General features: G+C 44.5%; 27 protein-coding genes. 14 read left to right on the top strand and 13 right to left on the bottom strand.

Annotation, left to right across the window (positions count from 1 at the left end):
- Positions 1–132: 132 nt before the first annotated feature.
- Both RHM67_RS12375 and RHM67_RS12380 read right to left on the bottom strand, forming a co-directional pair.
- Entirely contained in the window at positions 133–516 is a 384-nt protein-coding gene (locus tag RHM67_RS12375; protein WP_322227059.1) for an SRPBCC domain-containing protein, read from the bottom strand.
- 81 nt (positions 517–597) lie between these two features.
- Positions 598–1188 (bottom strand): acetate uptake transporter, encoded by a 591-nt coding sequence (locus RHM67_RS12380; RefSeq protein ID WP_322227060.1) that lies wholly within the window; start codon positions 1186–1188, stop codon positions 598–600.
- A 103-nt stretch (positions 1189–1291) separates the two neighbouring features.
- Here RHM67_RS12380 and gpmA point away from each other — a divergent pair, with 103 nt between their 5' ends.
- Positions 1292–1981: a 2,3-diphosphoglycerate-dependent phosphoglycerate mutase gene (gene gpmA / locus RHM67_RS12385; protein ID WP_322227061.1), complete on the top strand. Its 690-nt coding sequence runs from the start codon at positions 1292–1294 to the stop codon at positions 1979–1981.
- Positions 1982–2079: 98 nt separating this feature from the next.
- Here gpmA and RHM67_RS12390 read toward each other — a convergent pair whose 3' ends face one another.
- The 3 genes from RHM67_RS12390 to lepB form a co-directional block, all read right to left on the bottom strand.
- Positions 2080–4890: a prolyl oligopeptidase family serine peptidase gene (locus RHM67_RS12390; protein ID WP_322227062.1), complete on the bottom strand. Its 2811-nt coding sequence runs from the start codon at positions 4888–4890 to the stop codon at positions 2080–2082.
- Between the two features lie 88 nt (positions 4891–4978).
- The gene (locus RHM67_RS12395; RefSeq protein WP_322227063.1) at positions 4979–5305 is read right to left on the bottom strand and encodes a hypothetical protein; all 327 of its coding nucleotides are present in this window, start codon (positions 5303–5305) and stop codon (positions 4979–4981) included.
- 140 nt (positions 5306–5445) lie between these two features.
- Positions 5446–6546: a signal peptidase I gene (gene lepB, locus RHM67_RS12400; protein WP_322227064.1), complete on the bottom strand. Its 1101-nt coding sequence runs from the start codon at positions 6544–6546 to the stop codon at positions 5446–5448.
- Between the two features lie 115 nt (positions 6547–6661).
- Between lepB and RHM67_RS12405 the strand changes: the two genes are divergently transcribed.
- The gene (locus RHM67_RS12405) at positions 6662–7504 is read left to right on the top strand and encodes a phytanoyl-CoA dioxygenase family protein (protein ID WP_322227065.1); all 843 of its coding nucleotides are present in this window, start codon (positions 6662–6664) and stop codon (positions 7502–7504) included.
- Positions 7505–7527: 23 nt separating this feature from the next.
- Here the strand turns inward: RHM67_RS12405 and RHM67_RS12410 are convergent, their stop codons facing one another.
- The 4 genes from RHM67_RS12410 to RHM67_RS12425 form a co-directional block, all read right to left on the bottom strand.
- Positions 7528–10572, bottom strand: coding sequence for a GH92 family glycosyl hydrolase (locus RHM67_RS12410; RefSeq protein WP_322227066.1), 3045 nt, complete (start codon positions 10570–10572; stop codon positions 7528–7530).
- A gap of 68 nt (positions 10573–10640) precedes the next feature.
- Positions 10641–11420, bottom strand: coding sequence for an amidohydrolase (locus tag RHM67_RS12415; RefSeq protein ID WP_322227067.1), 780 nt, complete (start codon positions 11418–11420; stop codon positions 10641–10643).
- A 58-nt stretch (positions 11421–11478) separates the two neighbouring features.
- Positions 11479–12624 carry a methionine aminotransferase gene (locus tag RHM67_RS12420; RefSeq protein WP_322227068.1) on the bottom strand — a complete coding sequence of 382 codons (1146 nt, stop codon included), beginning with the start codon at positions 12622–12624 and terminating at the stop codon, positions 11479–11481.
- A gap of 95 nt (positions 12625–12719) precedes the next feature.
- Entirely contained in the window at positions 12720–13175 is a 456-nt protein-coding gene (locus RHM67_RS12425; protein ID WP_322227069.1) for a TPR end-of-group domain-containing protein, read from the bottom strand.
- Between the two features lie 114 nt (positions 13176–13289).
- Here RHM67_RS12425 and RHM67_RS12430 point away from each other — a divergent pair, with 114 nt between their 5' ends.
- The 4 genes from RHM67_RS12430 to RHM67_RS12445 are packed head-to-tail and all read left to right on the top strand — an operon-like array spanning position 13290 to position 16049.
- Positions 13290–14261, top strand: coding sequence for an ABC transporter substrate-binding protein (locus RHM67_RS12430; RefSeq protein ID WP_322227070.1), 972 nt, complete (start codon positions 13290–13292; stop codon positions 14259–14261).
- Positions 14261–15127, top strand: coding sequence for an ABC transporter permease (locus RHM67_RS12435; RefSeq protein WP_322227071.1), 867 nt, complete (start codon positions 14261–14263; stop codon positions 15125–15127). Before RHM67_RS12430 ends, RHM67_RS12435 begins: the two co-directional genes overlap by 1 nt.
- Positions 15124–15873: an ABC transporter ATP-binding protein gene (locus RHM67_RS12440; RefSeq protein ID WP_322227072.1), complete on the top strand. Its 750-nt coding sequence runs from the start codon at positions 15124–15126 to the stop codon at positions 15871–15873. The genes RHM67_RS12435 and RHM67_RS12440 overlap by 4 nt, the downstream gene beginning before the upstream one ends.
- 35 nt (positions 15874–15908) lie before the next feature.
- Positions 15909–16049 (top strand): hypothetical protein, encoded by a 141-nt coding sequence (locus RHM67_RS12445; protein ID WP_322227073.1) that lies wholly within the window; start codon positions 15909–15911, stop codon positions 16047–16049.
- Between the two features lie 152 nt (positions 16050–16201).
- Here the strand turns inward: RHM67_RS12445 and RHM67_RS12450 are convergent, their stop codons facing one another.
- The gene (locus RHM67_RS12450) at positions 16202–17512 is read right to left on the bottom strand and encodes a PQQ-dependent sugar dehydrogenase (protein ID WP_322227074.1); all 1311 of its coding nucleotides are present in this window, start codon (positions 17510–17512) and stop codon (positions 16202–16204) included.
- 289 nt (positions 17513–17801) lie between these two features.
- Between RHM67_RS12450 and RHM67_RS12455 the strand changes: the two genes are divergently transcribed.
- Positions 17802–18692, top strand: a complete 891-nt coding sequence (locus tag RHM67_RS12455; RefSeq protein WP_322227075.1) for a hypothetical protein — start codon at positions 17802–17804, stop codon at positions 18690–18692.
- Between the two features lie 79 nt (positions 18693–18771).
- Here RHM67_RS12455 and RHM67_RS12460 read toward each other — a convergent pair whose 3' ends face one another.
- On the bottom strand, positions 18772–19722 hold the full coding sequence (locus RHM67_RS12460; protein WP_322227076.1) for an aldo/keto reductase: 951 nt from the start codon (positions 19720–19722) through the stop codon (positions 18772–18774).
- Positions 19722–19955 (bottom strand): hypothetical protein, encoded by a 234-nt coding sequence (locus RHM67_RS12465; protein WP_322227077.1) that lies wholly within the window; start codon positions 19953–19955, stop codon positions 19722–19724. The genes RHM67_RS12460 and RHM67_RS12465 overlap by 1 nt, the downstream gene beginning before the upstream one ends.
- Before the next feature lie 181 nt (positions 19956–20136).
- Between RHM67_RS12465 and RHM67_RS12470 the strand changes: the two genes are divergently transcribed.
- The 3 genes from RHM67_RS12470 (at position 20137) to msrA (ending at position 21897) form a co-directional block, all read left to right on the top strand.
- The gene (locus tag RHM67_RS12470; RefSeq protein ID WP_252757073.1) at positions 20137–20373 is read left to right on the top strand and encodes a helix-turn-helix domain-containing protein; all 237 of its coding nucleotides are present in this window, start codon (positions 20137–20139) and stop codon (positions 20371–20373) included.
- Positions 20374–20881: 508 nt separating this feature from the next.
- Positions 20882–21121 (top strand): DUF3820 family protein, encoded by a 240-nt coding sequence (locus RHM67_RS12475; RefSeq protein WP_322227078.1) that lies wholly within the window; start codon positions 20882–20884, stop codon positions 21119–21121.
- Between the two features lie 122 nt (positions 21122–21243).
- Positions 21244–21897, top strand: a complete 654-nt coding sequence (msrA, locus tag RHM67_RS12480; protein ID WP_322227079.1) for a peptide-methionine (S)-S-oxide reductase MsrA — start codon at positions 21244–21246, stop codon at positions 21895–21897.
- Positions 21898–22010: 113 nt separating this feature from the next.
- Here msrA and RHM67_RS12485 read toward each other — a convergent pair whose 3' ends face one another.
- Positions 22011–22547 carry a hypothetical protein gene (locus tag RHM67_RS12485; protein WP_322227080.1) on the bottom strand — a complete coding sequence of 179 codons (537 nt, stop codon included), beginning with the start codon at positions 22545–22547 and terminating at the stop codon, positions 22011–22013.
- A 144-nt stretch (positions 22548–22691) separates the two neighbouring features.
- Here RHM67_RS12485 and RHM67_RS12490 point away from each other — a divergent pair, with 144 nt between their 5' ends.
- The 4 genes from RHM67_RS12490 (at position 22692) to serC (ending at position 26145) form a co-directional block, all read left to right on the top strand.
- Positions 22692–23393, top strand: a complete 702-nt coding sequence (locus RHM67_RS12490; protein WP_252757069.1) for a CoA transferase subunit A — start codon at positions 22692–22694, stop codon at positions 23391–23393.
- A 91-nt stretch (positions 23394–23484) separates the two neighbouring features.
- A complete protein-coding gene (locus tag RHM67_RS12495; RefSeq protein ID WP_252757068.1) occupies positions 23485–24141 on the top strand; it encodes a 3-oxoacid CoA-transferase subunit B in 657 nt (218 codons plus the stop codon).
- A 112-nt stretch (positions 24142–24253) separates the two neighbouring features.
- The gene (gene rpe, locus RHM67_RS12500) at positions 24254–24904 is read left to right on the top strand and encodes a ribulose-phosphate 3-epimerase (protein ID WP_252757067.1); all 651 of its coding nucleotides are present in this window, start codon (positions 24254–24256) and stop codon (positions 24902–24904) included.
- Between the two features lie 173 nt (positions 24905–25077).
- Positions 25078–26145, top strand: a complete 1068-nt coding sequence (gene serC / locus RHM67_RS12505) for a 3-phosphoserine/phosphohydroxythreonine transaminase (protein ID WP_322227081.1) — start codon at positions 25078–25080, stop codon at positions 26143–26145.
- Positions 26146–26222: the final 77 nt, after the last annotated feature.

A 26222-nucleotide genomic window follows, 5' to 3' on the forward strand; every position in this document is an offset into this window, starting at 1 on the left:
AAGACCACAAGAGTCGGGAATCAAGACACCTTAAAGTAAAAAAAGCCGCTCCATTTGGGGCGGCTCTTTTGTTGTTATATGCTGTTTAGTTTACTTCTTAATTTTTGACTCTTTCTATCTTGCATCTCTCAATTATCCTACAGCAAAAAAATCTGCCAGGTTACCAAAGTAGCTGTCGTTCCAGCCTTCGGTAATGTCGTTGTAATCATCATCAGGGATGTTGGTGTGCCTAAGTTCAATAGATGAGCCATGTTTATCCGGGTGGATCTTGATGGTAACTATAGACTCATCACTCTGGCCGTCGAAATACCATTGCTGTACTATTTTCTTTCCCTCTTCAAACTCAATGTTTTTACCTACAATGCTGCCTTCCCACAAGGAAAACTCAGAACCGGGCTCGGTAGACATTTCCGCTTTTTCGCCCGTCCATAATTCCATCGTTAGGGGGTTGGTAAGTGCCGTGTACACCTCCTCGGGTGTGGCCGGTAACAGGTAATATTTTTTTAGATCTTTCACCCGTGCAATTTAGCAGAAATATTTGAGAGCCTCACCTAATCTTTTTTAACTCCCTTTCCTTTGGAGAAAGTTGGGGAGAGGCTAAACAGTGCCGATCGGCAATACTTCTTTCCCGTAAACTTCATTCAGCACCCCTGCAATACCAGCGTATATTGCAGATAATCCGCAGATAATACCTTCGTATCCCGCAAGGTGTTTAACACTCTCGTTGCCTGTAGCATCGCCCCAAACCAATAGGCCGAACAATATGGTTAACGATCCGAATACGAATTGCAGCGCGCGGTTTAATTTAAGTGTACCAAAGAACAAACAAAAGGTAAAGAAACCCCACATGGCTAAATAAGCACACATAGCACCTTCGCTTGCCTTTGGCGCCCAGCCCAGTTTAGGCATTACTATTAGCCCAACCAGCGATAGCCAAAAGAAGCCGTATGATGTAAAAGCGGTAAGCCCGAATGTATTATTCTTTTTCGCTTCGATAACACCGGCAATAACCTGGGCCAATCCGCCATAAAAGATGCCCATGGCAAGTATCATGGCGTTCATTTCAAAAAAGCCGGCGTTGTGGATGTTTAACAAAACGGTTGTCATGCCGAAAGCGCAAAGGCCGAGCGGTGCAGGGTTGGCAATGCCATCCTTAACAACCACCGGTGCAGGAGTGGTAGGTATCATAATAAAGTTTAAATTTGGTTTATAATATGCAATCTAATTTAAATAAAACGAATTAGCAATAGTTTTTAAACTCAAACACAGCTTGCGTGTTAAACTATCAGTTATGCAGAAATTAGTTTTGATACGCCACGGCGAGAGTATTTGGAACCTGGAGAACCGCTTTACGGGCTGGACGGACGTAGACCTGTCTGAAGGGGGCCTTCAGCAAGCCATCCGCGCCGGTAAGCTGCTTGCCGAAAATGGTTATACCTTTGATATTGGTTTTACCTCCGTTTTGAAACGCAGCATAAAAACCATGCATTTTGCGTTGGAGCAGATGGATGCGCTATGGATCCCGGTGCATAAATCCTGGCGGTTGAACGAACGTTTTTACGGGGCGTTACAGGGGCTAAACAAAGCTGAAACCATTGAGAAATATGGCGAAGAGCAAGTACAAAAATGGCGCCGCGACCCTCACGAAAAGCCACCTGCTATAACCGAGCAGGACGAGCGTTTCCCCGGCCATTATTTAAGGTATAATGACCTTACTTATCGCGAACTTCCGCTAACAGAAAATTTAAGCGAAACCATGAACAGGGCGTTACCATTCTGGCACGAGAGCATTGTGCCCGCCATCCGCGAAAACAAAAAGGTGATCATTTGCGCGCATGGCAACAGCCTGCGTGCCCTTATCCAATACATAGAAAACTTAAGCGACGAAGATGTTGCCAAGTTGGATATCCCCACCGCAACACCCTGGGTTTATGAGTTGGATGACAGGTTGAATTGTATTAGGCATTATTACCTCAAATAATACTACGTAATTGCGAAGAACATAGCAACGTGGCAATCTCAAAGGACAAGTGGATATGCTGAGATTGCCACGCTATCGCTCGCAATGACATAGTTTGTTTACTGCCAACTCATCTCGAACCCCCAATCCTTGCCTTTATCCACTGCGGGTACACCTTTATCCAACCATACCGGCATTGGTGCGCCCTTCAGGAAATGGTCAAAAAATTGTGCTTCGCGGATGCTGATGTCTTTGCGGTTCTGGCGTTTAACCAGGTTATGGGCTTCGTCGTTATATTGAAGCAGCCAAACAGGCTTGCCTAACCTGCGTAGTGCGGTAAACATCTCTATACCCTGGTACCATGGCACGGCACCATCGGCATCATTACTCATAATTACCACCGGGGTTTTTACTTTTGGCAATTGAAACAGGGGAGAGTTCTCGATATATAAATTCGGTTTATCCCAAAGGGTAGCCCCAATGCGGCTCTGTGTTTTTTCGTATTGCGACTGTCGGTTGATGCCGCTTTCCCAACGGATACCACCATAGGCGGAAGTCATGTTAGCAACCGGCGCGCCCGCCCAGGCAGCAGCGTACATATTAGTTTGGGTAATAAGGTAAGCCACCTGGTAACCGCCCCAACTTTGGCCCTGGATGCCGATATGCTGCCCATCAACCCAAGGGTTTTTCTTTAAAGCTTCCACGCCCGAGTTTACAAATTCAACGGCAGAAGCCCCCGGGTGGCCTGTTTCGTAACTAATATCCGGCGCAAATACCAAATAGCCATTACTTACAAACCACGAAATTGGTAGGCGCGATGGTGTAGGGGAAGGGGGCAGGTAATTGTACAAACCGTCAGATAGTTTCTCGTAAAAATAAGCGATCATCGGGTATTTCTTTGTTGGATCAAAATCCTCGGGCTTGTACAGGATGCCTTTTGATTTATATCCTTTCGGGGTTGTCCATTGCACCAATTCGGCAGTGCCCCAGTTGTATTGAGGTTGTTGCGGATTGATAGCGCTAAGCTTGGTTTCCTTTATCAGATCAATTGATACATACAAGTCAGGCGATTTTGTATAGCTGTATTTGGTGTAAATAAATTCATTTGCATCCTTTGCTTTTTGCAAGCCGCTGTAGCCCATTGGCGCCATAGTCACCTTTTTAGGCGCATAATCACTGGCCAACTCTTTTTTATAATAACCCCATTGTTTATTCTCGTCGTTTTGTACGATCATCCAAAGTGTTTTTTTGGATGGAATGAATTTCTCCTCGGGGTCGGTAGCGTTATAACGGAACTCCAGTTTATACCTGCGGCCCATGCCGTTTGTAAAATTGGTGTATTTACCTGTCGCAGGGTCAACCGCCCAAATATCGTAACGGTCGTAGATCAGCACACGCTTATCACTCTCTTCCCAGCCAGCAATGCCGTATGGCGACGGGTCATCGGGTACGTCATTATCCTCGGCACCCATTTTTACGTGCGTACCTGCGGTTATATTAAGTTTTCTGCCGGTGGCGATGTTATAGCTATGCCAGTTCTGATCTTTTGAATCGAACCAAACCACGTAGTTAGCACCGGATGAAATACTGTAACGCGCTTTTAATCGGTCGTTTATACGTTTGCGCTCACCTGTTTTGGTGTTGATAAGATGTGCCGATTGTTGGGATCCACCTTCCCATTGGGCTTGTACACGTGCGCCTGTATCGGTCAAACCTAATACAAATGGCGCGTCGTTATTATCTGATATGGAGATCTCGCGAATGGAAAGGTCGCCCAACTGAACTAATCTCTTTGTCCCGTCTGCAGGGCGGATAACCGCCTGGTAGCTGCGTTTCAATTCACGCTGCAGGTTTTTTAGCTGTTGCGGTTGCAGGTAATCGTCTTTATAATTCCAGATATCTACACGGGCATTCTCAAAATCCACCAAAGTAGTATCGGCAGGTTTTGGGATGGGAGCTGTGCCAAAGAACAAATTGTTACCGCTTTTACTAAACGTTACTTTACCATCGCCACTAACCGCCCATTTTACAGGCATGCCATTAGATCCTGGTTCGGCAATAACGGTAGCGCTATCTTTAGATGCGGTGTAGTAATACAGCTTAAATGGTTTTACCAATGCCTTCTCCGTATTCTTTTCGGCAGTAAATGCCAGTTGTTTGCCTGCATCGTCAAAAGTTATATTTTTATAATTACCGCGGCCGGTACTTACTGCTTTAAGCGAATCCTTTTCTACATCGTAAATAAACAATCCCGACTTAACCGTATTGTTCTTCTTTGGCGCAGTTACAGAAAAGGCAAGCCATTTACCATTTTTGGTCAGCTGGTAATCGCTCACATAATTAAAGCTGCGGGTTTTACCGTTTGCTAATTGCTGTATAGTGAGTTCGGCACCGTCTTTTGTTGGCGGGGCAATGGTTGTTGCAATGGCTTTTTTAGAAGTATCTGATGCTTCAGGTTTTTTCAATGTATCAGCGGGAGAGATGTAGGCTATAACAGATGCTTTATCTGCTACTTTAAATGAACGGATAGCCGGGATCTTTTTGATGAAGTTTTTACCGAGGGTGATGATGCCCAGGGTGTCTTTCGGAAATTCCGACTGCTTTTTCTTTTTGATCTTAGCCTGGCGGATGTCCATATAAAACGGCCTGATGAGAAACAAAGCGTATTTAGAATCGGGCGTGAACCGCACCGTATCTGCCCTTGGGATGTTTATTTGGTTTTTACCTTTTGCATCCAATACAACAAGGTTTGCATCACCTTCCTGTGGTTTTACTACATAAGCTATCCATTTGCCATCGTTGCTGATGCGTTCGTTAGCTATGTTTTGCCAGCCGTCGTAAACCGTTTGGTCAAGCGGCTTTTTAGAAACCCTTTGGGCAGTCGCATAAATGCTTAACAACAGTAAAACAGGTAGTAAAAATCTTTTCATAAAAGGGCAGTAAAAGTATGCAGCCCTAATATCTTAAATTTAATGCGTTGTGATGGAATTAAATGAAAAAGTTACAACCGATGCCGGTTTAATAATTACCGGTGGGTTGCAAACGGGTAGCAGTAAAATTGTGGAACAGCTTGTTTAAAAACGACTTCAACTTATCGATAAAGCTTTGATGGGTTTGTAGAGGTTGCTTCATCATATCCTGTATATCAACATCATTGTTCGGGTTCTCTTCGCCTGCCATTTCTTCTAAAACAAACTGGCGCACAACTGCATCACGATTGATGATCTCGTCCATTTCGGTGAGGTCGCGTAGGGTTGCCTGTCCGTTACTGCGCTTTTTCCAAAGTATTTCAAAGCGCTCCTGCGAAAGGGTACGCCTGATGATGAATTTGTTGTCTTTGCTCATAACTTTGCAATTGGCATAATATACCTCAAAGCAAATGCCACTAATTTAATTAACTGATTATTAGATATATAAAACAGGCCATTTAAATCAGTTTGATCGATATTATTACAGGAAGTGTACGGAGACGTGCAGTTAAGACTTTAACGTATCGCCCTTAAAACCCTGTTCCACCTAACTTGGTTTAATGCACTTTGGGTGCTATCGATGCTCATCCAGGTTATCATGGCTTTGCCTACAATATGGTCTTCGGGCACAAAGCCCCAAAAGCGCGAATCTTCTGAATTGTGGCGGTTATCGCCCATCATCCAATAGTAGTTCATTTTAAACGTGTATTTATCAGCTTTTCTACCATTGATGATAACATTAGCGCCATTACGAGTAACTTTATTATGCTCGTAAACTTCTATAGAACGGCCATACAATGCCATGGTAGAATCGTTCAGCAGAATTGTGGCACCGCGTTTAGGGATCAGCAGCGGGCCGAAGTTATCCTCGTTCCATTTAAATTTTTCGTTATGCGGGAAAATCTGCGGGCTGTATTCGCCTTTGGGCTCAATAACCTCTTTTACAGCTACAATGTTAGAATAACCTTTAAACTCACTCAGGCTGGCCGGAGGGATGATCATCTCGTAACTGTTAGGCGCGTACTGGTAACGCACATCAATTTTAAGGTTGCTGATCATTTCGGGGTTTAGGTCGGCACCGGTGGTGGTCACCAAATACGATGCCTGGGCTTTGGGCGCATTTGCAACCTGTTTACCGTTCGCGTAAACCTTAGCATCCTTGATCTCAATGATATCACCCGGTGTACCTACGCAGCGTTTTATAAAATGGGTGCGCATATCTACAGGGCGGTCAACGGCTTCGGCAGGGTAATTGAACACAACAGCGTCGCCTTTTTGTACTTCGCCTAAGCCCGGCAGGCGGTAGTATGGCAATTGCAAGCCTTCCCAATAGGTTTTGATCTTGGCACCGGTAACGGTCGATTCTAAAAACGGAATTGATATTGGCGTAACAGGCATTCGAGGGCCATAAGCTATTTTACTAACAAATAAATAATCGCCGGTTAGCAGGCTGCCTTCCATTGATGCGGATGGGATAGCATACGCCGAAAACAATAAACCACGGATAATAGTAGATGCTATCAGCGCGAACAAAATAGCATCAAGCCATTCGCGTACTGCGCTTTTTTTGGGTTTGTTCTCGTCTTTCTTTTTACGTGATAAAAATTTCCAGTTCATATTCATTTGAGATTTATGTTTAACTGTGCCTTTGTGTTTGACTAAACGCAAAGGCATTTGTTACAAAAAAATCAACATACTTGCTTAAATTTACCTATCATTTTATACCAATTTTATGGCAAGCAACATATTATCCGCACAGCAGCTGAGCGATTATCATCGCGACGGTTATATTGTAGTAAAGAATTTTTGTTCGGCACAAGAAATTGAGCGGCTTTACAGCACGGCCTTAAATGACGATGCCATGCGTAAGAACGCGCTCGATCTTAACGACCAGAACGGCAAAAAGACCCGCCTGTCTTTATGGTTTACGCCCGGTAACGATGTATTTGGCTATTTAACCCGGAGCGAAAAGATGATAAACCCGGTTGGGCAATTGCTTGATGGCGATGCGCCTGTTTGCCATTTCCACTCTAAATTAATGCAGAAAGAGCCCAAGGTTGGCGGCGCTTGGGAGTGGCATCAGGATTACGGTTATTGGTACAAAAACCAATTTATGTTCCCAAATCAATTAATGAGTGTTATGGTAGCGCTTACTAAAGCCAACAAAGAGAACGGCTGCCTGCAGGTGATAAAAGGCTCGCACAAACTGGGCCGGGTAAACCACGGTTTCTCGGGCGAGCAGGTTGGGGCAGATATGACTATGGTGAACAACGCCCTGCAAACTATGGAACTGGTGTATTGCGAAATAGAGCCGGGCGATGCCCTGTTTTTCCATAGTAACCTGCTGCATCGATCGGAAGGTAATTTATCTGATAAACCGCGCTGGAGTATCATTTCCTGCTACTCGTTGCAAAGCAACTTGGCATATAACGAAACCTCAACCTCGTGGAAAACACCTGTGGATGTGGTGCCAAATGAAGCTATCCTTGAATGGGATGCAGGCTCATTATCAAATAACGATTTCCTGGCTAAAGAAAACGACCCGGCATTAAAGGAAACGGGTTGGGAGAAGTGATAGGATGTTTTTTCTCACTAATATTACTCCACCGTTATCTCATCCGCAAAAATATAAGAAGGGCTGCCTTTGCTTTCATGCCATCCGGGTAAAGCGCCAAACTGTTTAGCTATTACTTTAATATACCGAGTTTTTTTGTTGATGGGCGCGGTATATTCCTGGGTTTGCGGCTCAAGTTCTTTAATAGCTATCTTGCTATTAATTGTAGCAGCAAGCTTGTAATTCTTACCATCATCAGACAGCCAATATTCTACTTTCGGCGGGAATATTATCCAGGAGCGGGTATCCTGCAAAGCGCCAAAACTAACCTGTTTAACCAGTTTTACCTGGCCTAAGTCGAGTATGGCTTCAAGGTCATTGCCCTGGTAGCCCTGCCAGTTGCCAAGGCGCCAGTTTGCCGTTCCGTGGACGCCGTTTATCAGTGTTTCATCGCCCTGTGCCGAATAATTTGGTAGGTATTTATTGATAAGCGACAGTTTTATGTCACCACGGATCTTAGTGAATTTGGCTACATTTACAAAACTGCTTTTGCCATTGCTGATAGCTATCGCTTTTACGACGGTATTCACCAATATGCTAATGGGTTTATTATATTGGGTAGACGAAGCGGTAGGCGTGCTGCCATCTAAAGTATAATAGACCTTTGCAGCGTTATCGGCACAGCCTATCTCAACGGTAATAGCATTTTTAAATGTTTTGGTACCCGATGTGATGTATGGGTTAGGTACGATCAGTTCATCTGTAATTTTAGAGGTTGGTTTCTCCAACTCCTGCATAAGCAGTTTATTGGCCAAAGATCCTGTAAACACTTCAAAATCTCCGCCTTTGGCTAAATCCTCATAATTTAGGAACAGCTTATTGTAGGGCTTTTTATCGAGGTTCATGCCCTGTATATAAAAGTTACCGCGACCAACAGTAGCACCCGGGTTGCTGATGGTGAACTTTTTACCATTTTCCAGGTTGATAACCATTTTGGCAAACTGCGGGGCGGTTATCTGGTATTGCTGCTGCCCCGGCGCGATGTTATATAGACCAAGCGAGCTCATGACATACCAGGCCGACATCTGCCCGCAATCTTCATTACCCGATAAGCCATCGGGTTTGGCGCTGTATTGTTCCCGCAATATCTTGTTCACATAATACTGCGTTTTATCGGGCGAGTTGGTAAAGTTGTACAGGTACGCAATGTGATGGCTCGGCTCGTTACCATGGGCGTACTGGCCAATCAAACCGGTTACATCATCCTGCTGGCGGCCGCTTAGTTTGGCGTTTGTGCTGAATAGTTCGTCAAGTTTAGTTTCAAGGGCTTGCTTACCACCAAGGCTGTTCGCCAATCCCTCAACATCCTGGGGGACAAGAAAACTGTATTGCCAGGCGTTACCTTCGGTGTAGTTATTGTTGATCTCGGTAGGTTCAAAGGGCGTGTACCAACCGCCATTATCGCGGGCCTGCATAAAGCCATTTTTATTATTATGGACGTTCTTCCAGTATTGGGCGCGTTTGATATACTCGGCATATTCCTGTGGCTTGTTAAGCATTTTAGCCATTTGGGCGATGCACCAGTCATCAATGGCATAATCCAAAGTCTTGGCTACCGACTCATGCTCTACATCGGCATTTACAGCCCCGGTAGCACGGTAATTATCTAACCCGAACTGGTTGCGGTTAACGGCAGCCTTCATAGCTGCAAAAGCTTCTTCAGCATCAAAATCGCGGATGCCTTTTGCATAAGCATCTACAATAACCGGTATAGAATGATTGCCTACCATACAATAGGTTTCGGTAGTAGCCAGCGGCCAAATGGGTAGCAAGCCGCCCTGTTCATAGATAGCAAGAAAAGTTTTTATAAAGTCGAGCGTGCGTTTGCGGTCGATGATGTTGAGCAGCGGGTTTTCGGCACGGTAGGTATCCCACAAGGAGAATGCCGTGTAATAGTTAAACCCTTTGGCGGTATGGATCTTTTGGTCCATGCCGCGGTATTGGCCGTCCACATCACTATAGATACTTGGTGCAACCATACAATGGTATAAGGCCGAGTAAAACATGATCTGCTTTTGTTTGGCATAGTCAGGCGCCTCAACTTTTTTGCCGCCTTTTCCGCGTGCTGACGGAGGGTTATAACCGTAAGGGTTGTAAACTGAATTGGCTTCCTGTTGTTGCGAAAGGGCAGGGGCGCCACCTTCTACCTGGATCTTCGAAAGTTCTTCGTTCCAGGCCAGTTTTGTGCTTTTTACGGTCTTTTTAAAGTCGAAATCGGGCGTTTCAGAGTCGATATTTTTTAGTGCACCATCGGCACTTACCGATGATATCCCAACCTTCGAAATGACTACCCCAGGGTCATTAAATTGGATATACATCTTTACATTTTTCCCCCTAACTTTCTTTTCCCCTTGTTGAACCTGGTCGTTCAACGCTATGCCATAGCTTTTAAATGGCTTGGAGAATTTGGCGTAAAAAAACAAATGCTGGTCAGTAGCCCATGATTTTGAACGACGAAAGCCTCTGATCTCATGATCGTTAATAACTTCTATCCAGCTATCCAGCACCTCATCACGATGTTGCAGGTCTATAATGATATTGCCTTGTTTGGCATCCTTATAATCATATTTGTGAATACCTACACGGGTAGTTGCGGTAAGCTCCACGCCAATGTTGTATTTATCAAGAAAAGTGCTGTACAGGCCCGGAGAGGCCGTTTCGTTCTTCTTTTGGAAGCCTGATCGGTAATCGGCATTCTTTAACTGGGGTTCGCCGGTTGTGGGCATAAATAGTACATCGCAAAGGTCGGCTATGCCGGTGCCACTTAGGTGAGTATGCGAAAATCCATAGACAACCGTATCGGTATAATGGTAGCCAGAAGCGCCATCCCAACCCTCTAAACGGGTATCCGGACTTAACTGCACCATGCCAAAAGGGGCAACCGCACCGGGATAAGTATGGCCGTGGCCACCCGTACCTATAAAGGGGTCAACAAACTGGGTAAGATCCTTCTTTTTCTTTTGTGCTGATGCATTAAACACAGCAAACAGGGCAAGTACTATTACAACACCACGAACAATCAATCTCATTTACAAAGGGATTTAACTTACCGCAAAATAGTAAGATTAGTATGTAAATGAAAGGGGAAAGCGAGAGATTATTCCTCTATGCTAAACCTATCCGCATCCTTTAAAAATGGCAGGGATCGGCGGGCTTTTTTCACTTCATCGCCTATGATGGAGAAGGTGTAGACGTCCTCTTCGTCGCGTTTGTAGTAAACCACTTTGCCGTTGGGGTCGATACAGGTGGAGTCGCCGGAGTGATAAACCTCGTTACCATCATGGCCTACACGGTTAACACCAATAACATAAGCCTGGTTCTCTACCGCGCGGGCAGGGATAAGCGTACGCCAGTGAAGGGCGCGTTTTTCGGGCCAGTTTGCTACGATCATTAGCAGGTCGTAATCTTCATCCACATTGCGTAACCATACTGGGAAGCGCAGATCGTAACATATTGCAGGACAGATTTTCCAGCCCTTTAATTCAACAATAAGCTTTTTAGTGCCGGGGGTATAAACCGTATGTTCTTTACCTAAGGCGAAAAGGTGGCGTTTGTCGTAATGTTCGTGGCTGCCATCGGGGCGTACCCAAAGCAGGCGGTTGTAATACTTGCCGTCTTCTTTAATTATAATACTGCCGGTTACCACCGCATCGTACTTTTGAGCGGTTTTTTGCATCCACTGCATGGTTTTGCCATCCATGGTTTCGCCAAGCGCTTCGGCATTCATGGTGAAGCCGGTATTGAACATCTCGGGCAGGATAATCAGGTTGGTTTTTTCGCGAATGCCGGATAATCGCAACGAAATATTTTGCAGGTTTTTATCAGTGTTTTCCCAAAATAAATATCCCTGGTATACCGTAATTTTCAGATTATCCATATGTGCTTGCTTTTTTTAAGGTAGCGGCAAATAAATTAGTGTAAATATTGCTGTAGGGTTAAACCTTCATCAATCTATCAACGGCTTTATCCAAGGTTTCTTGCTTTTTAGCGAAACAAAATCTTAACACGTGCCTATCGGTTCCTTTGCGATAAAAGGCTGAAACAGGTATTGCAGCAACCCCAGTTTCTTTTGTTAAACGTATTGCAAAGTCGCTGTCCTTTTCATCTGTAATGGCATCATAAGTAACCGACTGAAAGTATGAACCCGAACAAGGCAGCAACTCAAACCGGCTTTGCTCCAAACCTTTGCGGAAATGGTCGCGCTTCTCTTGGAAAAACTCCGGCAGGTTAAGGTAGGTGTTTTCGTCCTTTAGATATTCGGCAATGGCGTATTGTAACGGGGTATTTACGCTAAATACCAAAAACTGGTGTATTTTCCTAAACTCGGCCATTAAATAAGCGGGGGCGAGGCAATAACCCATTTTCCACCCTGTGGCATGAAATGTTTTTCCGAATGATGCCACGATCATGCTGCGTTGCTGCAACTCCGGGTAACGGGCCATGCTGTGATGTTCCTGTCCGTCAAAAACCAAGTGCTCATAAACTTCGTCGCTCAGTATGAGTATATCCTGGTTTTTAACCAGCGCGCTTAACTCGTCAATATCCTCACGGCTCAAAATAGTAGCGGTAGGGTTATGTGGCGAATTAAGGATGATCATCTTCGTTTTATTGTTGATGAGCCTTTTTACCATATCCCACGCAATGCGGTAATCGGGCGGTTCCAACTCTAAAGATTTTACCACGCCGCCCATTAATTTAATAGCAGGGGCGTAGCAATCATAAGCCGGCTCGAACATGATCACCTCATCATTTGGGTGGATTACCGCGCTGATGGCTGTAAACACGGCTTGTGTGCCGCCGGCGGTAATGGTTATTTCGCTTTCCGGGTCGTATTGTGCACCGTAAATTTTCTCTGTTTTAATAGCAATTTGCTCACGCAGGGCCATCACACCAGCCATTGGGGCGTATTGGTTTTGGCCATTTTGCATAGCCTTGTGTGCAAGCTCTATTAATTTGGGCGAGCAATCGTAATCCGGGAAACCTTGCGACAAATTTATTGCACCGTGTTCGGTAGCCAAGGCCGACATGGTGGTAAATATCGTAGTTCCGGTTTGGGGTAATTTCGAAATAACAGGTATCATTCAGGGGCTAAATTAACCAATTAACGGCACTATCCTTAAAATGTTTAAAAATGAACGACCTTAATTACTTGCCAACTTTCCAAAAAGTATCGACATTATTGGTGCAGTAACGCTCTATGGTTATAATCGCCAACAGAGCGCATGCCCCCGGCTATCTGTTTAAATTTTTGTTCATTTTTGATTTTAGCGAAATCGCTATCTTCCAACAGGTGGCTGTAGTTAATATAGCCATAATGTACAGCGCTATCCAGCATGCTTAATGCTTCAGGCTCTTTATTGATGAGCGAATAAAGGCAGCTTACGTTGTACCAGTTATTGGTTAAGTAACCTTTAGATGTTCGTTTATCATCGGCATTAAGCTGATTGTATTTGGTCATCAACTCCGTCATTAGCTTCAGGGCTTCGGCATCGTCGCGCCTGTCGTAAGCCTTTTGGATCAGTCCGCTTTGATTATTGGCGAATTTATCAAATGGGTTGGTGGATGCGTTTTGGGCAAACAGGTTGCATGCCGAAAAAAGGAAAATTGCGAAGATTGAAAGTTTAAGTTTCATAAAGGGTGCTAGGATAGCAAATATAAGCGGATAAGGTATTTAAGACGGTTTTGCGTATCAAAACGTTGCACTTTTATGATTTTCTTTTTTGAGTTGATTATCTACCTTAGTACCATGAAATTTCTGCGGATCTTATCTGTACTTGTATCAATTACCATTATCGCATCCTGCTCATCATCAATCAAAAACAATGTACCTGTAGTAGGCTTTGTTGATGCGTTTGAAGACGCCACCATATCGCAAGCAAAAGATGGTTTTATTGAGGCCCTGAAAAAGAACGGCTTTAGCGAAGATCAAAAAACCGTAAAAATAGAATACCGAAACGCGCAGGGTAGTATCCCAACGCTTACCCAAATCGTTAATTATTTTGTATCAGAAAAGGTCGACTTGTTGGCAACTTCAACCACGCTGGCAACCGTAGCGGCTATCCAAAAAACAAAAAACATCCCCATCTTCCAGATGGTATCGCCCACACCCGAAAGGATGAAGGTGGCCGATGCTACAGGTAAAGGTCCCGCTAACCTGTATGGTACTATGGAAGAGTTGAATTATATAGACACTTCTTTCGCCATTATCCCCAAACTGCTAAAACCGAAAGGGGCGCAGTTGACTATCGGGATGATCTATAACCAATCCGAACCGCAGTCGGCCGATGCCTTGCAACGGATTCAGGAATTGGCAGCTAAATTAAATATAAAGGTTATAGCCTTACCGCTAAATTCATCTACGGATGCCCAATTGGTGACACAGGCATTATTAAATAAAGGTATCGACGCATTTTTTGCCAACCCGGATAATACCGTATTCTCTGCTTTTGAAACCATCCGTAAAAGCTGCGACCAAAAGAATGTGCCTGTCTTCACCAGCGAAGCAGGACTTGTACAGCGTGGCGCCGTAGCTGCCTTTGGTGCCGATATCTATCAATGGGGTTACCAATCGGGCCTGCAGGCTGCACAGTATCTTAAAACGCATAAAACAGACGGCCTGAAATTGGAAATGGTGAAAATTCGCAAGCGTGTTTACAACCCGGCTGTGGCCAAAAAATATAACATCCGCATCCCTGCCGATTTTGAAACTGTAAAATAATGGATTTTTACCTGACCGCTTTCTTACAGGGACTTTGCTTTGCGGGGATAGCCTTCGGGATCTACATCTCCATGAAGATCTTTAACATCCCGGATATCACTACCGGTGGAAGTTACACCCTTGGCGGTGTAGTAACCGGGGCAATGCTTACGCATAACCAACCGGGATACATTATTTTACCTGCTGTACTTGTAGCAGGGGCATTGGCAGGCGCATTAACAGGCATTATCCACACCAAACTAAAAATTCATGCACTGCTGGCAGGCATTTTGATAACAACTGCACTTTACTCAGTAAACCTCACTATTCTTGGCCGTTCAAACATGCCACTGCTAAATTTGCCGACGTTATTTTCTGTAGTTACCTTAATAAAAGACATCAATCAAAATTCATTACTGATTTTATTAGGCTTTGTATTGATCGTCACGCTCATTATTGGCTACCTCTTAAAAACAGATTTTGGTTTAGCTATGCGCGCTACAGGTAATAGCGAGCCTATGATCCGCGCCCTCGGAGTAAACACCGACAGGATGAAAATTGCAGGATTAGCAATCGCAAACGGATTAACTGCTTTAAGTGGATATCTCTTTGTTCAGCTACAGGGATTTGCAGATATTAGCATGGGCATAGGAATTATGATAGTGGGTTTAGGCTCGGTTATTATCGGCGAAACGATTATTAACTGGCTGCGCATCACATCCGTTTGGCTGAGTTTGATTTTAGTGATGGCAGGCACGGTGATCTTCCAGTTTGTGCTGGCCTTTACATTAAGTATCGGGGTTGATGCTAATTTGCTTCAATTGGTTACGGCTGTTTTCGTTTTGATCATCGTTGGCTTGCCAAGATTAACGGGGAGGACTGCATGATCCATTTAAACAACATCCATAAAACATTTAATACTGGTAAGCCAAACGAGGTTATTGCCATCAAAAATGTTAACCTGGAAATAAAAGCAGGCGAGTTTGTAGTAATTGTAGGTTCTAATGGTTCGGGCAAAACCACCTTGCTCAATTTAGTCGCGGGTAATATCCTGCCGGATGTAGGGATAATAACTATAGATAGCAACACCGTTACCCGCCTGCCCGAACACAAGCGCAGCAAATGGATAGCCCGCATTTTTCAAAATCCGCTGTTAGGCACTGCCGGCGATTTGAGCATTATAGATAACTTCCGTTTAGCAGCCTTGCGTACACAAAACAAAGGACTAACCATTGGCAAAAACGACCAGTTTAAAGCTGTGGTACGCGATAAGATAACCACATTAGGTATGGGGCTGGAGGATAAGATAGAACAGCCCATCGGCACTTTATCAGGCGGCCAACGGCAGGCACTTACTTTGCTGATGAGCGTAATGGACACCTGCAAGATCCTGCTGCTTGATGAACCCACCGCCGCACTGGACCCACGCTCGGCAGAGAATGTTTTGCGCATTGCAAACGACTTGATCAAAGAGTATAAGCTCACCGCTATACTGGTAACGCATAATTTAAAGGACGCCGGTAACTATGGTTCGCGCATTATACAGATGGGCGAGGGGGCTATTTTGAAGGATGTAGCGGGTGCCGAAAAACAAAATTTGAAGCAGAATGAACTTTATGATTGGTTTGGCTAAATAAATGGCAAAGAAATTGTATTGCCATTTGTACCATGAAGAACACAATATTTAAAAATATATTCGACGCCTATCAACTTGTAGCCGGCGCAAAAATGAAAGCTAAAAATTTCGACGAAATTTATGATCTGGGCCAATACGATGAAAAAGCGCTGAACTGGATTTGTTGTTGTTGAGCTAACATCTAAAAGGCCTCCTAATACATCTTTTAAACACAAAAAAAGGAGCAGAAAATCTTAATTCTCCTGCTCCTTTTTTAACGGCCTCTTTTAAAGGACTTTTTAGTGACCTCCTAATTAGTCGGCCTTTTTTGTTTGCGTTATGTTGCTTATTTCTTGTAACTGATCTTATAAATAGTCCCTTTAGAATCATCGGTTACGTAAAGTGAACCATCCGGGCCTTGCGCTAAGCCACATGGGCGACGAACTGCACTGCCTTTAGCAGTATTTTCTGCAGATCCGGAGAAGCCATCAGCAAATACTTCCCATTTACCATCGGGCTTGCCGTTTTTAAACGGCTGGAAAACCACAAAGTAACCTGCCTGAGGCTCAGGTGCGCGGTTCCATGAACCGTGAAAAGCTATAAAAGCGCCGTTCTTATACTTTTCTGGAAACTGATCGCCGGTGTAAAACAACAAACCATCCGGTGCCAGGTGGGCGGGGTATGCGGCAGCCGGGCTGATGTATTTATTAGTCGGGTCGCCATCCTTTTTTCCATCGCCGCCATATTCAGGGGATAAGATCTTTTTGTTTACGTCTTGGTTAAAATAAATGTAAGGCCAGCCTGCGTTATCGCCTTTTTTAATGGCATACATACACTCGGCAGGTAAATTAGCCGACTCTTTGGTAGTGAACATGTCCGGAAATATATCGTGCAGTGCATCACGGCCATGCTGCATTACAAATAGCTGGTTGTTCTGTTTGTTCCAATCTAACCCAACCACGTTGCGCAAGCCTGTTGCATATCTAACGCCATCTTTATAGGTTTGGTTTAGCTTATCAGCCTTAAACTGCCAGATACCACCTGCCGAATCAAGGATAGGACAACCCGGCTGACCCATCGAACCTTTCTCGCGGTCTTTAACCTGGCAGGAGTTTGAATATGCACCGATGTTAACGTAAAGATTACCGGCATCGTCCAACACAATTGCTTTGGCTTCGTGCTCATTACGGCTGATCAGGCCTTTAACAACCGTTTCCGGCTTTGATTGATCGATAACTTCATTCTTATCATTCAGTTTATAACGGAATACGCCTTCATCTGATGAAGCATATAAGTAGCCGCTTTTAATGTAGATACCTGTCCCGCCGAAATCGCCAAAACTAGTTTTAACTTCAGCTTTGCCATTGTTTTCGTGCAGTACTAAAATGCCTTTACCATCTTTAGTTTTACCAAGTTTTACAAAAATATCGCCCTGCGGCGATACGGCAATATGGCGTGTACCGCCAAGGTTTTTGGCAAGTACATTAGCACTAAATCCTGAAGGAAGGGTTAAGCCTGAACCAGCTTTGGCTGAGGTATCCGCTGTTGCGGCAGTATTATCTGCGCTGCTTTTTTTACTATTGCTATTACAGGCAGCAAATAATACCGACCCGGCTAATGCCGTAGCGGCTAATACAAAGTTGAATCTGTTTTTCATTTTGTGTGAGTGTTATCGATAATTTGTAATGGCAGGAGTAAGATGTTATTATTGGTAAGCGAATTTAACTTAATATACCTTAAATACCGAAATCTGTTTTGCAGAAATGCAATATGGCCTACTAATTGGATTTTTGTTATCACAATTCAAATATCCAAAACGGTACTATATTCTGTTAAATTACTTAATTTAAGTATATTATTCTTATTTAATATAGGTGGTAAATATTATCTGTAAACAAATTAAACTTTCATAATCAGTTGTCGTCATATGTATAAATTTTAAGGGTATGAAAAAGTCAGTTATACTATCAGCAATATTATTCGGCGGCTTGGTTTACAATAGTGCCCAGGCACAAATTTCAGTATATATCGGGTTCAATGTTCCTGCCCGCAGGGTGTATGTACCTGCACCGCCGCCACAACCCATTATGGTTTATGATAACGACGATTTTGACGACAGCGACGACTATTATTACCTGCCCGAAGTGGAGGCTTACTATAGCATCCCGCGCCATTGCTACTATTACCAGGACGGCGGCCGATGGATCTCTGCAGCTTACCTGCCCGGTGCATACCGTAACTACGATTGGCAAACTTCACAACGTTATGAGATAAGAGGCCGCAGGCCATATATGAACCACAACCAATACCGTAACCAATGGGGCGGTAACTACAACCGCAACGATTGGAATTGGAACCGCAGGGATAATAATTATGCCGGCAGAAACAACAGCCGTAATGACTGGAACAGAAGTAATGATTGGAACCGCAACGACAGGCCGCAAGGCGGATTCAATCAACCCGGTCACGACCGTGGTAACCAGGGTGGGTGGGCACAACCCCAACAACCAAATCGTAACGATGATAACAGAGGAGGCGGGCGTGGTAATCAAAGCAACTGGGGCCAAAGACCATTAGGAAACGACAGACCGCAAGGTGGTTTTAACCAGCCAACCCGCGACCGTGGTAACTGGGGCGGAAATGGTGGAGGCCAACAACCACAACAGCCAAACCGTAACGATAATAACGGCGGTGGCGGGCGTGGCCGTGATAATCAACCATCACAATCAAACAGGAATGATAACAACGGCGGTGGACGTGGCGGAAACGACAATACACAAATTGCACAAAACAGAGGTGGCTTTGGTGGTGGATCTCACCGCCAGGCAAGGTTCTAAAAATCACCTCCTCAACATTTATCAATAAAAAAGCCATCCCGATTTTACATCGGGATGGCTTTTAGTTTTTAGAACGATATTAATAGTTACTTGCTGTGGTTAATAGCTCTACAGCTTCGCCGCTTAAGTTGAGTTGCGCGGCTTTAGCCAGGTCGTTTGTTTGTTGTACGCTGGTTGCACTGGCAATAGGCGCTGTTATGCCCGGCCTTGCCATCACCCATGCCAACGATACTGCCGCAGGTGTTGCATCATATTTTTCTGCGACTTTATCTAAAGTAGCCAAAATTTTATAGCCACGTCCGTTAAGGTATTTTTTAACACCACCGCCACGCTGGCTTTTGTTAAGATCGGCTTCTGACCTGTATTTGCCAGTAAGGAAACCGCTGGCTAAAGAGTAATAAGTGATCACCCCGATATTGCTTTCGCGGCAAAGGGATTCATACTTGTACTCGTAATCTTCGCGGTCGTATAAATTATACTCAGGCTGCAGGGTTTCATAGCGGGCAAAGCCATTTTCCTTGCTTACCTGTAAGGCTTCTTTAAACCTATCGGCAGCGTAATTGGATGCACCAATGGCGCGTACTTTACCTTGTTTGATCAAATCATCAAAGGTTTCTAATGATTCGGCAAGGGGCGTGTCCTGATCGTCGTCGTGCGATTGGTACAGGTCGATATAATCGGTTTGTAAGCGCTTTAATGACGCTTCAACGGCCTGCGTGATGTAAGCTTTTGATAATCCTTTTTTATCATCGCCCATTGGTTTACCAACCTTGGTAGCCAGGATTATTTTATCGCGTTTGCCGCCTTGCTTAAGCCATTTGCCGATGATGGTTTCAGATTCGCCGCCGGTATTGCCGGGCACCCATTTGCTGTAAACATCTGCAGTATCTACAAAATCGAAACCTGCGTCAACAAAAGCATCCAACAGGGTGAAGGATGTTTTTTGATCAGCCGTCCATCCGAATACGTTTCCGCCGAAGCAAAACGGGTGTACGGCTATACCTGATTTTCCTAATTCGCGCTTTTCCATTATGGTAAGAGGTTATTGGAAGTTTGAATTTGCTCTGCTAATTCATCCACCCAGCCCGAGAGATAAGGCTCCGATCCGGCAAGGCGTTCCCAACGCCCCTCGCTATTGCGCCCAATGGTTAGCTGCAGACTTTCGTCGAGCGCGTTAAATTCATAAACGCCATTATTCTCTCTCACTATTCCGGTAACCGGGGTATCTGTTCCGGTAAGTACCGCTTCAAATTGCTGTTCCATAATGTTATTATTTCATTTCTAACAAGGGGATAGCCTTTGTGTTTCAATTGTACGGTCATTAACCAGTTAAACAGGTTCGGGAACGCAACTGTTAGAAGTATGTTTATTCGTAAAGCGGGAAAACCGACCTCCATATTAAATACGTTAGTTGTAAGTATAAACCCCACAAACCAACGCTACCATGATACAAATAGGAAAAACACTTGCACTGGCTATCCGCCAAAAAAGAACTCAATTGCACTACTCACAAGAGTTTATGGCATTTAAGTTAAAGCAAACCCAAAATGCTTACTGCAAAGTGGAATTAGGGCAAACCAAAGTTACCCTTGTAAAACTGATAGATATTTGTGAGGTATTTGAAGTGGATATCAACGATTTTTTAAAGCCTGTGATCGAGCCGCAGTTAAGGGTAGCGTAGATTTTCCATACCGCAGGGAACGCCCAAATACAGTTTGCAGTTTTAATTTGAGTAAGCGGCTTTTACAAATCACTAACTCAATATCCCGAAAGCTATCGGGATACTAATTCACTTTCCACTAAAACTATTAGCCTTACCTAACTGTTAAATATACAACCACTTAGTTAAGTAATGAGTGTAAAATATCCCAGGTGGCGCAGGGTGTTTGGGGCATGCGCCTGTATTTTGTAAATGTGTATATGACTGCTAACCGCCGCGTGGCCGCGAATTATCTACCGCATTAAACTTTTTTTGCAAACCGGTTTGAGAGTATTGCTGTGCCGCAAGAGGCAGGTAGGTTGGGCATGGAGCCATATCCGACTAGAATGGCGTACGCTACATCCTGCCATACAAAGGCACCATGAAACGTACAGCAACTATTGCCTTGGCGGCATCGGTAGTGATTTTTTTATTGGTAAGGCAGGTTGGGAAGGTGTGGGACTAAACATAATTCCACTACATTTACAACGTGGAAAATATAGTACCCGACCCGCAGGTTTTAATTGATTGCGTAAACACGCGCATGCCCTTTGGCAAATATAAGGACACACTTATTTGCGATATGCCCATCAGCTACCTGGAATGGATGCACAATAAAGGAGGCTTCCCCGCCGGTAAACTGGGTATGTTGCTGAGTACTGTGTTCGAGATAAAAAGCAACGGGGTAGACCAATTACTGAGGCAGATAAAGTTTAAGTACGGTAAATAGTTCATGGTAGATAGATCATGGTTCATAGAGCTACTATGAACTATTAACCATCAACTTCCTTACCCTCCAATGACCATCCGCCTACACACCATTTGCGTAAATGATATCAAACAGATCTAATTATGAAAATTGCAATAATATATCTCGCATCGGTGATGTTGTTCTTTGGTTGCGCCAACGGGCAAACTGGCAACCGTAACGCTATGGCGCCAGTACCTAAATCCGCGGTAGGCGAGGCTGTGGCCACTTTTGGCGGCGGCTGTTTCTGGAGCATGAGCGAGGCCATGATCGAGCTGAAAGGCGTAAGCAAAGTGGTATCCGGCTATGCAGGTGGCAAAACCAAGAACCCAACCTACGAGGAAGTGAGCGACCGCACCACCGGCCATGCCGAAGTTACCCAGATCTATTACAACCCCAAAGAGATCAGCTTTGCCACGCTGGCCGAGGCTTTCTTTTTTGCGCACGACCCAACCACGCTAAACCGCCAGGGCCCGGACGTAGGTACAGATTACCGCTCAATTGCATTCTACCGTACCCCGGAAGAAAAAGAAACCCTGATAAGCGTTATTAAAAAAGTGAACGATACCAAACATTACACTAACCCGATAGTGACGCAGGTAGTGCCGTTTAGCGCGTTTTATGCTGCGGAGAATTACCACCAGGGCTACTACCGAACCAATGGCGATAATCCATATATCAGCAGCGTATCCGAACCTAAAGTGATGAAGTTCCGCAAGGCGATGAAGGCAGAATTGAAGCAGGAGTTTTTGAAATAATTTTTAACGCCAAACTAACCGCCATGTCATCCTATACAAAACATAGGATGACATAGGGTTTATATGTGGAATTTTCAACCATTCACCACTCTCTGCTCACCACTCACCAAGCATTACTCCCCAACTTTTTGCTGGTCTGGCGTTTCATTAGGGCCGGGGATGTTCACATTATCATTACCATCGGCAGTACCTTCCTGGTAACTTTGCTGCGATTCGTTGCGGTTTGCCTCGGTGTCATTCTCGGGCGTTTTTTGGTCGCTTTCTGAACCTTCCTTTCCCTCATTAGACTGCCCGTTTGGCGCTGCGCCGCTGGCTGCAGTATAGTTAGATTGGCCTAATTGGTTTGGGTCTTTAAAGTTGTTGTTCTCCGGGTGCTCTTCAGATGGCTCTGTCCGGCGGAAGTACTCGTTGCTGTAACCCGCGTTTTGCGATGGGTTGTTCTTATCATCGCCCGATGGGGTATTGGCATTCTTGCCAAAGCGTTGTCCGCCTGCGCCATTAGCCTCCATACCTGGTTCCTCACCGCTTTTTTCCTCGCTGCCAAACATAAATGCGGTGCGGCGCAGGTCTTTTTCTTCTAAATTATCATCGTCTTTTATCTCGTAAGCATGTGGTTTATTTTGCTCGTTGTTATCGTTATAAGTTTCCATTTTGTTTATAGATTGATGTATATTATAAAGGATCGGATTTTCTAATTGTTTGCATCTTTTAATTGGAAGTTAATAAAATATTATGCGTGCATAGCATTAGGCTTCGATCAAAATGCCTAATTTTACCGCAACCAATTATACACCATGAATAAAGTTGTGAGCGGCGCCGACGAGGCCATACGCGATATTGAAGACGGCAGTATGCTGATGCTTGGCGGTTTCGGCATGTGCGGCCTTCCCGAAAAATGCATCCTTGCACTGGTTAAAAAGGGGGTTAAAAACCTTACCTGTATCTCTAACAATGCCGGGGTTGATGATTTCGGCATCGGCTTGTTGCTGCATCAGCACCAGGTTAAAAAAATGATCTCCTCATATGTAGGCGAAAACGCCGAATTTGAACGCCAGCTGCTAAGCGGCGAACTAGAAGTGGAACTCATCCCGCAGGGTACATTAGCTACCCGATGCATGGCGGCAGGTTATGGTATGCCCGCCATATTTACGCCAGCAGGCATCGGTACCGAAGTTGCTATTGGCAAAGAAGTACGGAATTTTAACGGTAAAGATTACCTGATGGAAATGGCCTTTGATGCCGATTTTGCCATTGTAAAAGCATGGAAAGGGGATAGGCTGGGTAACCTGGTTTACCGCTCAACCGCCCGTAATTTTAACCCGGTTATGGCTATGGCAGGCAAAGTAACCATTGCCGAAGTGGAAGAACTGGTAGAACCCGGCGAACTCGACCCGGATAACATCCATACCCCCGGCATCTACGTGCACCGCATTTTCCAGGGAGAGAATTATGAGAAAAGGATAGAACAAAGGACGGTAAGAAAGAAGCCCCTCTAAATCTCCCCGGTAGGGAGACTTTATTAAGAGATTTTATAAGCCCCCCTTTCGGGGAGGGCTGGTTGGGGCTAATTAATTTAAGATAAAAAACATGTTAGATAAAGAAGGAATCGCTAAAAGAATAGCTAAAGAAATAAAAGACGGTTACTACGTTAACCTGGGTATCGGCATCCCAACGCTGGTGGCTAACTATATTCCCGATGATGTGGACGTGATCCTGCAATCGGAGAACGGCTTGCTGGGTATGGGGCCGTTCCCGTTCGAGGGGGAGGAAGACCCGGATACCATTAACGCGGGCAAACAAACCATTACTAAACTGGCTGGCTCGGCGGTGTTCGATTCGGCCATGAGTTTTGGGATGATAAGGGCTAAAAAGGTTAATTTGACCATCCTCGGCGCTATGGAAGTATCCGAGAACGGCGATATAGCCAACTGGAAGATCCCGGGTAAAATGGTAAAAGGCATGGGCGGCGCTATGGACCTGGTGGCTTCCGCAGAAAACATTATTGTTGCCATGCAGCACGTAAACAAAGCCGGCGAATCTAAGCTGTTGCCCAATTGCACCCTGCCGCTAACCGGCATCAACTGCGTTAAAAAAATAGTAACCGAACTGGCCGTGCTTGATGTGTTACCCGAGGGAGGATTTAGACTATTAGAACGTGCCCCTGGCGTTACGGTTGAAGAAATTATAAAAGCCACAGCAGGCAAGTTAATTATTGATGGCGATGTACCGGAGATGATTGTCTGAAGTCGAATTAAAGAATTTATTGAATTAAAAGAATGCCCGGAGAATTACAGTATTCTGTAAATTGTTCATTTCTATAAATTCTGGTTCATACAATTCCACTATATTTACCGCTATGAACCACCTGATAGCACCTTCTATATTATCTGCCGATTTTGCAAACCTGCAGCGCGATGTTGAAATGATCAATAACAGCGAGGCCGACTGGTTTCATGTGGATGTGATGGATGGGATGTTTGTGCCCAATATCTCCTTTGGTTTCCCGGTGGTAAAGGCCACCAAACAGCACGCCACCAAACCGCTGGATGTGCACCTGATGATCGTAGACCCTGACCGTTACTTAAAAGATTTTGCCGATGCAGGTGCCGACAGCATTACCGTACATTACGAGGCCTGCCCGCATTTGCACCGCACCGTGCAGGCCATAAAACAATTGGGCTGCAGGGCAGGGGTGGCCATAAACCCGGCTACGCCAACCGCTTTACTAAAGGATATTATTGCCGATCTTGACCTGGTTTTGGTGATGTCGGTAAATCCCGGCTTTGGCGGGCAAAAATTCATTGAGCATACCTACACCAAGGTTGCGGAAGTTAAAGCCATGTGCGCTTACACCAATCCAAACCTTTTTATAGAAGTTGATGGCGGGGTAGGGAACCAGAATATCGCGAAGCTAATCGAGGCCGGTGCAAACGTTTTTGTGGCAGGTAATTCGGTGTTCTCGGCAGCAGATCAGCCGAAGGCTATATCAATGCTAAAACATCCATAATTATCAATCTGATAATTTATTTCTCCTATTAAAACCTTTTTGTTATTTTAAAGTCCTTTTTTATAAAATTATAAAAAATAGTCTATAAAAGTTGTCGGATTTATTATCTTCGGCCTTCCTAAATATAAAGTTGATAATTAGTTATTAGTCAAATATATAGTTTAATCATTATTATGAAATACAATTTCGGTGCCGGCCCCGGCATACTACCTCACGAAGTTTTAAAACAGGCTGCAGAAGCAGTAATTGATTTTAACGGAACCGGTTTATCCCTGCTTGAGATTTCGCACCGTTCGCCCGAGTTTGAAGCCGTATTAGATGAGGCCGTTAGCCTGGTAAAAGAACTGTTCGGCGTGCCGGAGGGTTACTCTGTTTTATTTTTACAAGGTGGTGCAAGTACACAGTTTGCATTAGCCCCTTACAACCTTTTACCTGAGGGTGGCAAAGCCGCTTATCTGGAGAGTGGCGTGTGGGCAAATAAGGCTTTAAAAGAAGCGAAATTCTTTGGCGATGTTGAGGTTGTTGCCACTTCAAAAGAAAGCAACTTTACTTATATCCCTAAAGATTATACCATCCCCGCGGATGCGGCTTATTTCCACATAACATCAAACAATACCATTTATGGTACGCAGATGCAGGAATTCCCTAAATCGCCAATTCCGTTGGTTTGCGATATGTCGTCAGATATATTCAGCCGCACGGTTAACGTTGCCGATTTTGGTTTGATATACGCAGGCGCCCAAAAAAATATGGGCCCGGCAGGTGTTACTTTGGTTATTGTTAAAGATGACCTATTAGGCAAAACCGGCCGTAAAATACCGGCTATGCTTAACTACCAGGTACAGATAGAAGGTGGATCTATGTATAACACGCCTCCTTGTTTTGCTATCTACGTATCTATGCTTACCCTTAAATGGTTAAAAGCTAAAGGTGGTGTACCTGCTATCGAAGTTGAGAATAACGAGAAAGCAAAGGCATTGTACGCGGAAATTGACAGCAACCCTTTGTTTAAAGCTGTTGCTAAAGATGAAGACCGTTCACGCATGAACGTTTGCTTTGTTGCCGAAAACCCCGAGCACGAAAAACCATTCCTTAAACTTTGCGACGAAAAAGGCATTGTTGGCTTAAAAGGCCACAGGAGTGTAGGCGGTTTCCGCGCGTCAATTTACAATGCATTGCCAATAAGCAGCGTTAATGTGCTGATCGAGACCATGCAGGAATTTGCTGAGAAAAATAAATAGGTTGGTTTATTGGTTCACTGGTTCATTTGTTTATTAGTAACAAAGCGCACCAATGAACTAATGAGCAAATAAACTAA

The organism is Mucilaginibacter sp. 5C4 (genome assembly GCF_034345625.1).
GTDB classification, from domain to species: Bacteria; Bacteroidota; Bacteroidia; order Sphingobacteriales; family Sphingobacteriaceae; genus Mucilaginibacter; species Mucilaginibacter aurantiaciroseus.

What these genes read in the sequence shown, in the direction of transcription:
- RHM67_RS12380 (WP_322227060.1), bottom strand. Translation starts at nt 1,188, where the DNA reads ATGATACCTACCACTCCTGCACCGGTGGTTGTTAAGGATGGCATTGCC.
- gpmA (WP_322227061.1), top strand. Translation starts at nt 1,292, where the DNA reads ATGCAGAAATTAGTTTTGATACGCCACGGCGAGAGTATTTGGAACCTG.
- RHM67_RS12390 (WP_322227062.1), bottom strand. Translation starts at nt 4,890, where the DNA reads ATGAAAAGATTTTTACTACCTGTTTTACTGTTGTTAAGCATTTATGCG.
- RHM67_RS12395 (WP_322227063.1), bottom strand. Translation starts at nt 5,305, where the DNA reads ATGAGCAAAGACAACAAATTCATCATCAGGCGTACCCTTTCGCAGGAG.
- lepB (WP_322227064.1), bottom strand. Translation starts at nt 6,546, where the DNA reads ATGAACTGGAAATTTTTATCACGTAAAAAGAAAGACGAGAACAAACCC.
- RHM67_RS12405 (WP_322227065.1), top strand. Translation starts at nt 6,662, where the DNA reads ATGGCAAGCAACATATTATCCGCACAGCAGCTGAGCGATTATCATCGC.
- RHM67_RS12410 (WP_322227066.1), bottom strand. Translation starts at nt 10,572, where the DNA reads ATGAGATTGATTGTTCGTGGTGTTGTAATAGTACTTGCCCTGTTTGCT.
- RHM67_RS12415 (WP_322227067.1), bottom strand. Translation starts at nt 11,420, where the DNA reads ATGGATAATCTGAAAATTACGGTATACCAGGGATATTTATTTTGGGAA.
- RHM67_RS12420 (WP_322227068.1), bottom strand. Translation starts at nt 12,624, where the DNA reads ATGATACCTGTTATTTCGAAATTACCCCAAACCGGAACTACGATATTT.
- RHM67_RS12425 (WP_322227069.1), bottom strand. Translation starts at nt 13,175, where the DNA reads ATGAAACTTAAACTTTCAATCTTCGCAATTTTCCTTTTTTCGGCATGC.
- RHM67_RS12430 (WP_322227070.1), top strand. Translation starts at nt 13,290, where the DNA reads ATGAAATTTCTGCGGATCTTATCTGTACTTGTATCAATTACCATTATC.
- RHM67_RS12435 (WP_322227071.1), top strand. Translation starts at nt 14,261, where the DNA reads ATGGATTTTTACCTGACCGCTTTCTTACAGGGACTTTGCTTTGCGGGG.
- RHM67_RS12440 (WP_322227072.1), top strand. Translation starts at nt 15,124, where the DNA reads ATGATCCATTTAAACAACATCCATAAAACATTTAATACTGGTAAGCCA.
- RHM67_RS12445 (WP_322227073.1), top strand. Translation starts at nt 15,909, where the DNA reads ATGAAGAACACAATATTTAAAAATATATTCGACGCCTATCAACTTGTA.
- RHM67_RS12450 (WP_322227074.1), bottom strand. Translation starts at nt 17,512, where the DNA reads ATGAAAAACAGATTCAACTTTGTATTAGCCGCTACGGCATTAGCCGGG.
- RHM67_RS12455 (WP_322227075.1), top strand. Translation starts at nt 17,802, where the DNA reads ATGAAAAAGTCAGTTATACTATCAGCAATATTATTCGGCGGCTTGGTT.
- RHM67_RS12460 (WP_322227076.1), bottom strand. Translation starts at nt 19,722, where the DNA reads ATGGAAAAGCGCGAATTAGGAAAATCAGGTATAGCCGTACACCCGTTT.
- RHM67_RS12465 (WP_322227077.1), bottom strand. Translation starts at nt 19,955, where the DNA reads ATGGAACAGCAATTTGAAGCGGTACTTACCGGAACAGATACCCCGGTT.
- RHM67_RS12470 (WP_252757073.1), top strand. Translation starts at nt 20,137, where the DNA reads ATGATACAAATAGGAAAAACACTTGCACTGGCTATCCGCCAAAAAAGA.
- msrA (WP_322227079.1), top strand. Translation starts at nt 21,244, where the DNA reads ATGAAAATTGCAATAATATATCTCGCATCGGTGATGTTGTTCTTTGGT.
- RHM67_RS12485 (WP_322227080.1), bottom strand. Translation starts at nt 22,547, where the DNA reads ATGGAAACTTATAACGATAACAACGAGCAAAATAAACCACATGCTTAC.
- RHM67_RS12490 (WP_252757069.1), top strand. Translation starts at nt 22,692, where the DNA reads ATGAATAAAGTTGTGAGCGGCGCCGACGAGGCCATACGCGATATTGAA.
- RHM67_RS12495 (WP_252757068.1), top strand. Translation starts at nt 23,485, where the DNA reads ATGTTAGATAAAGAAGGAATCGCTAAAAGAATAGCTAAAGAAATAAAA.
- rpe (WP_252757067.1), top strand. Translation starts at nt 24,254, where the DNA reads ATGAACCACCTGATAGCACCTTCTATATTATCTGCCGATTTTGCAAAC.
- serC (WP_322227081.1), top strand. Translation starts at nt 25,078, where the DNA reads ATGAAATACAATTTCGGTGCCGGCCCCGGCATACTACCTCACGAAGTT.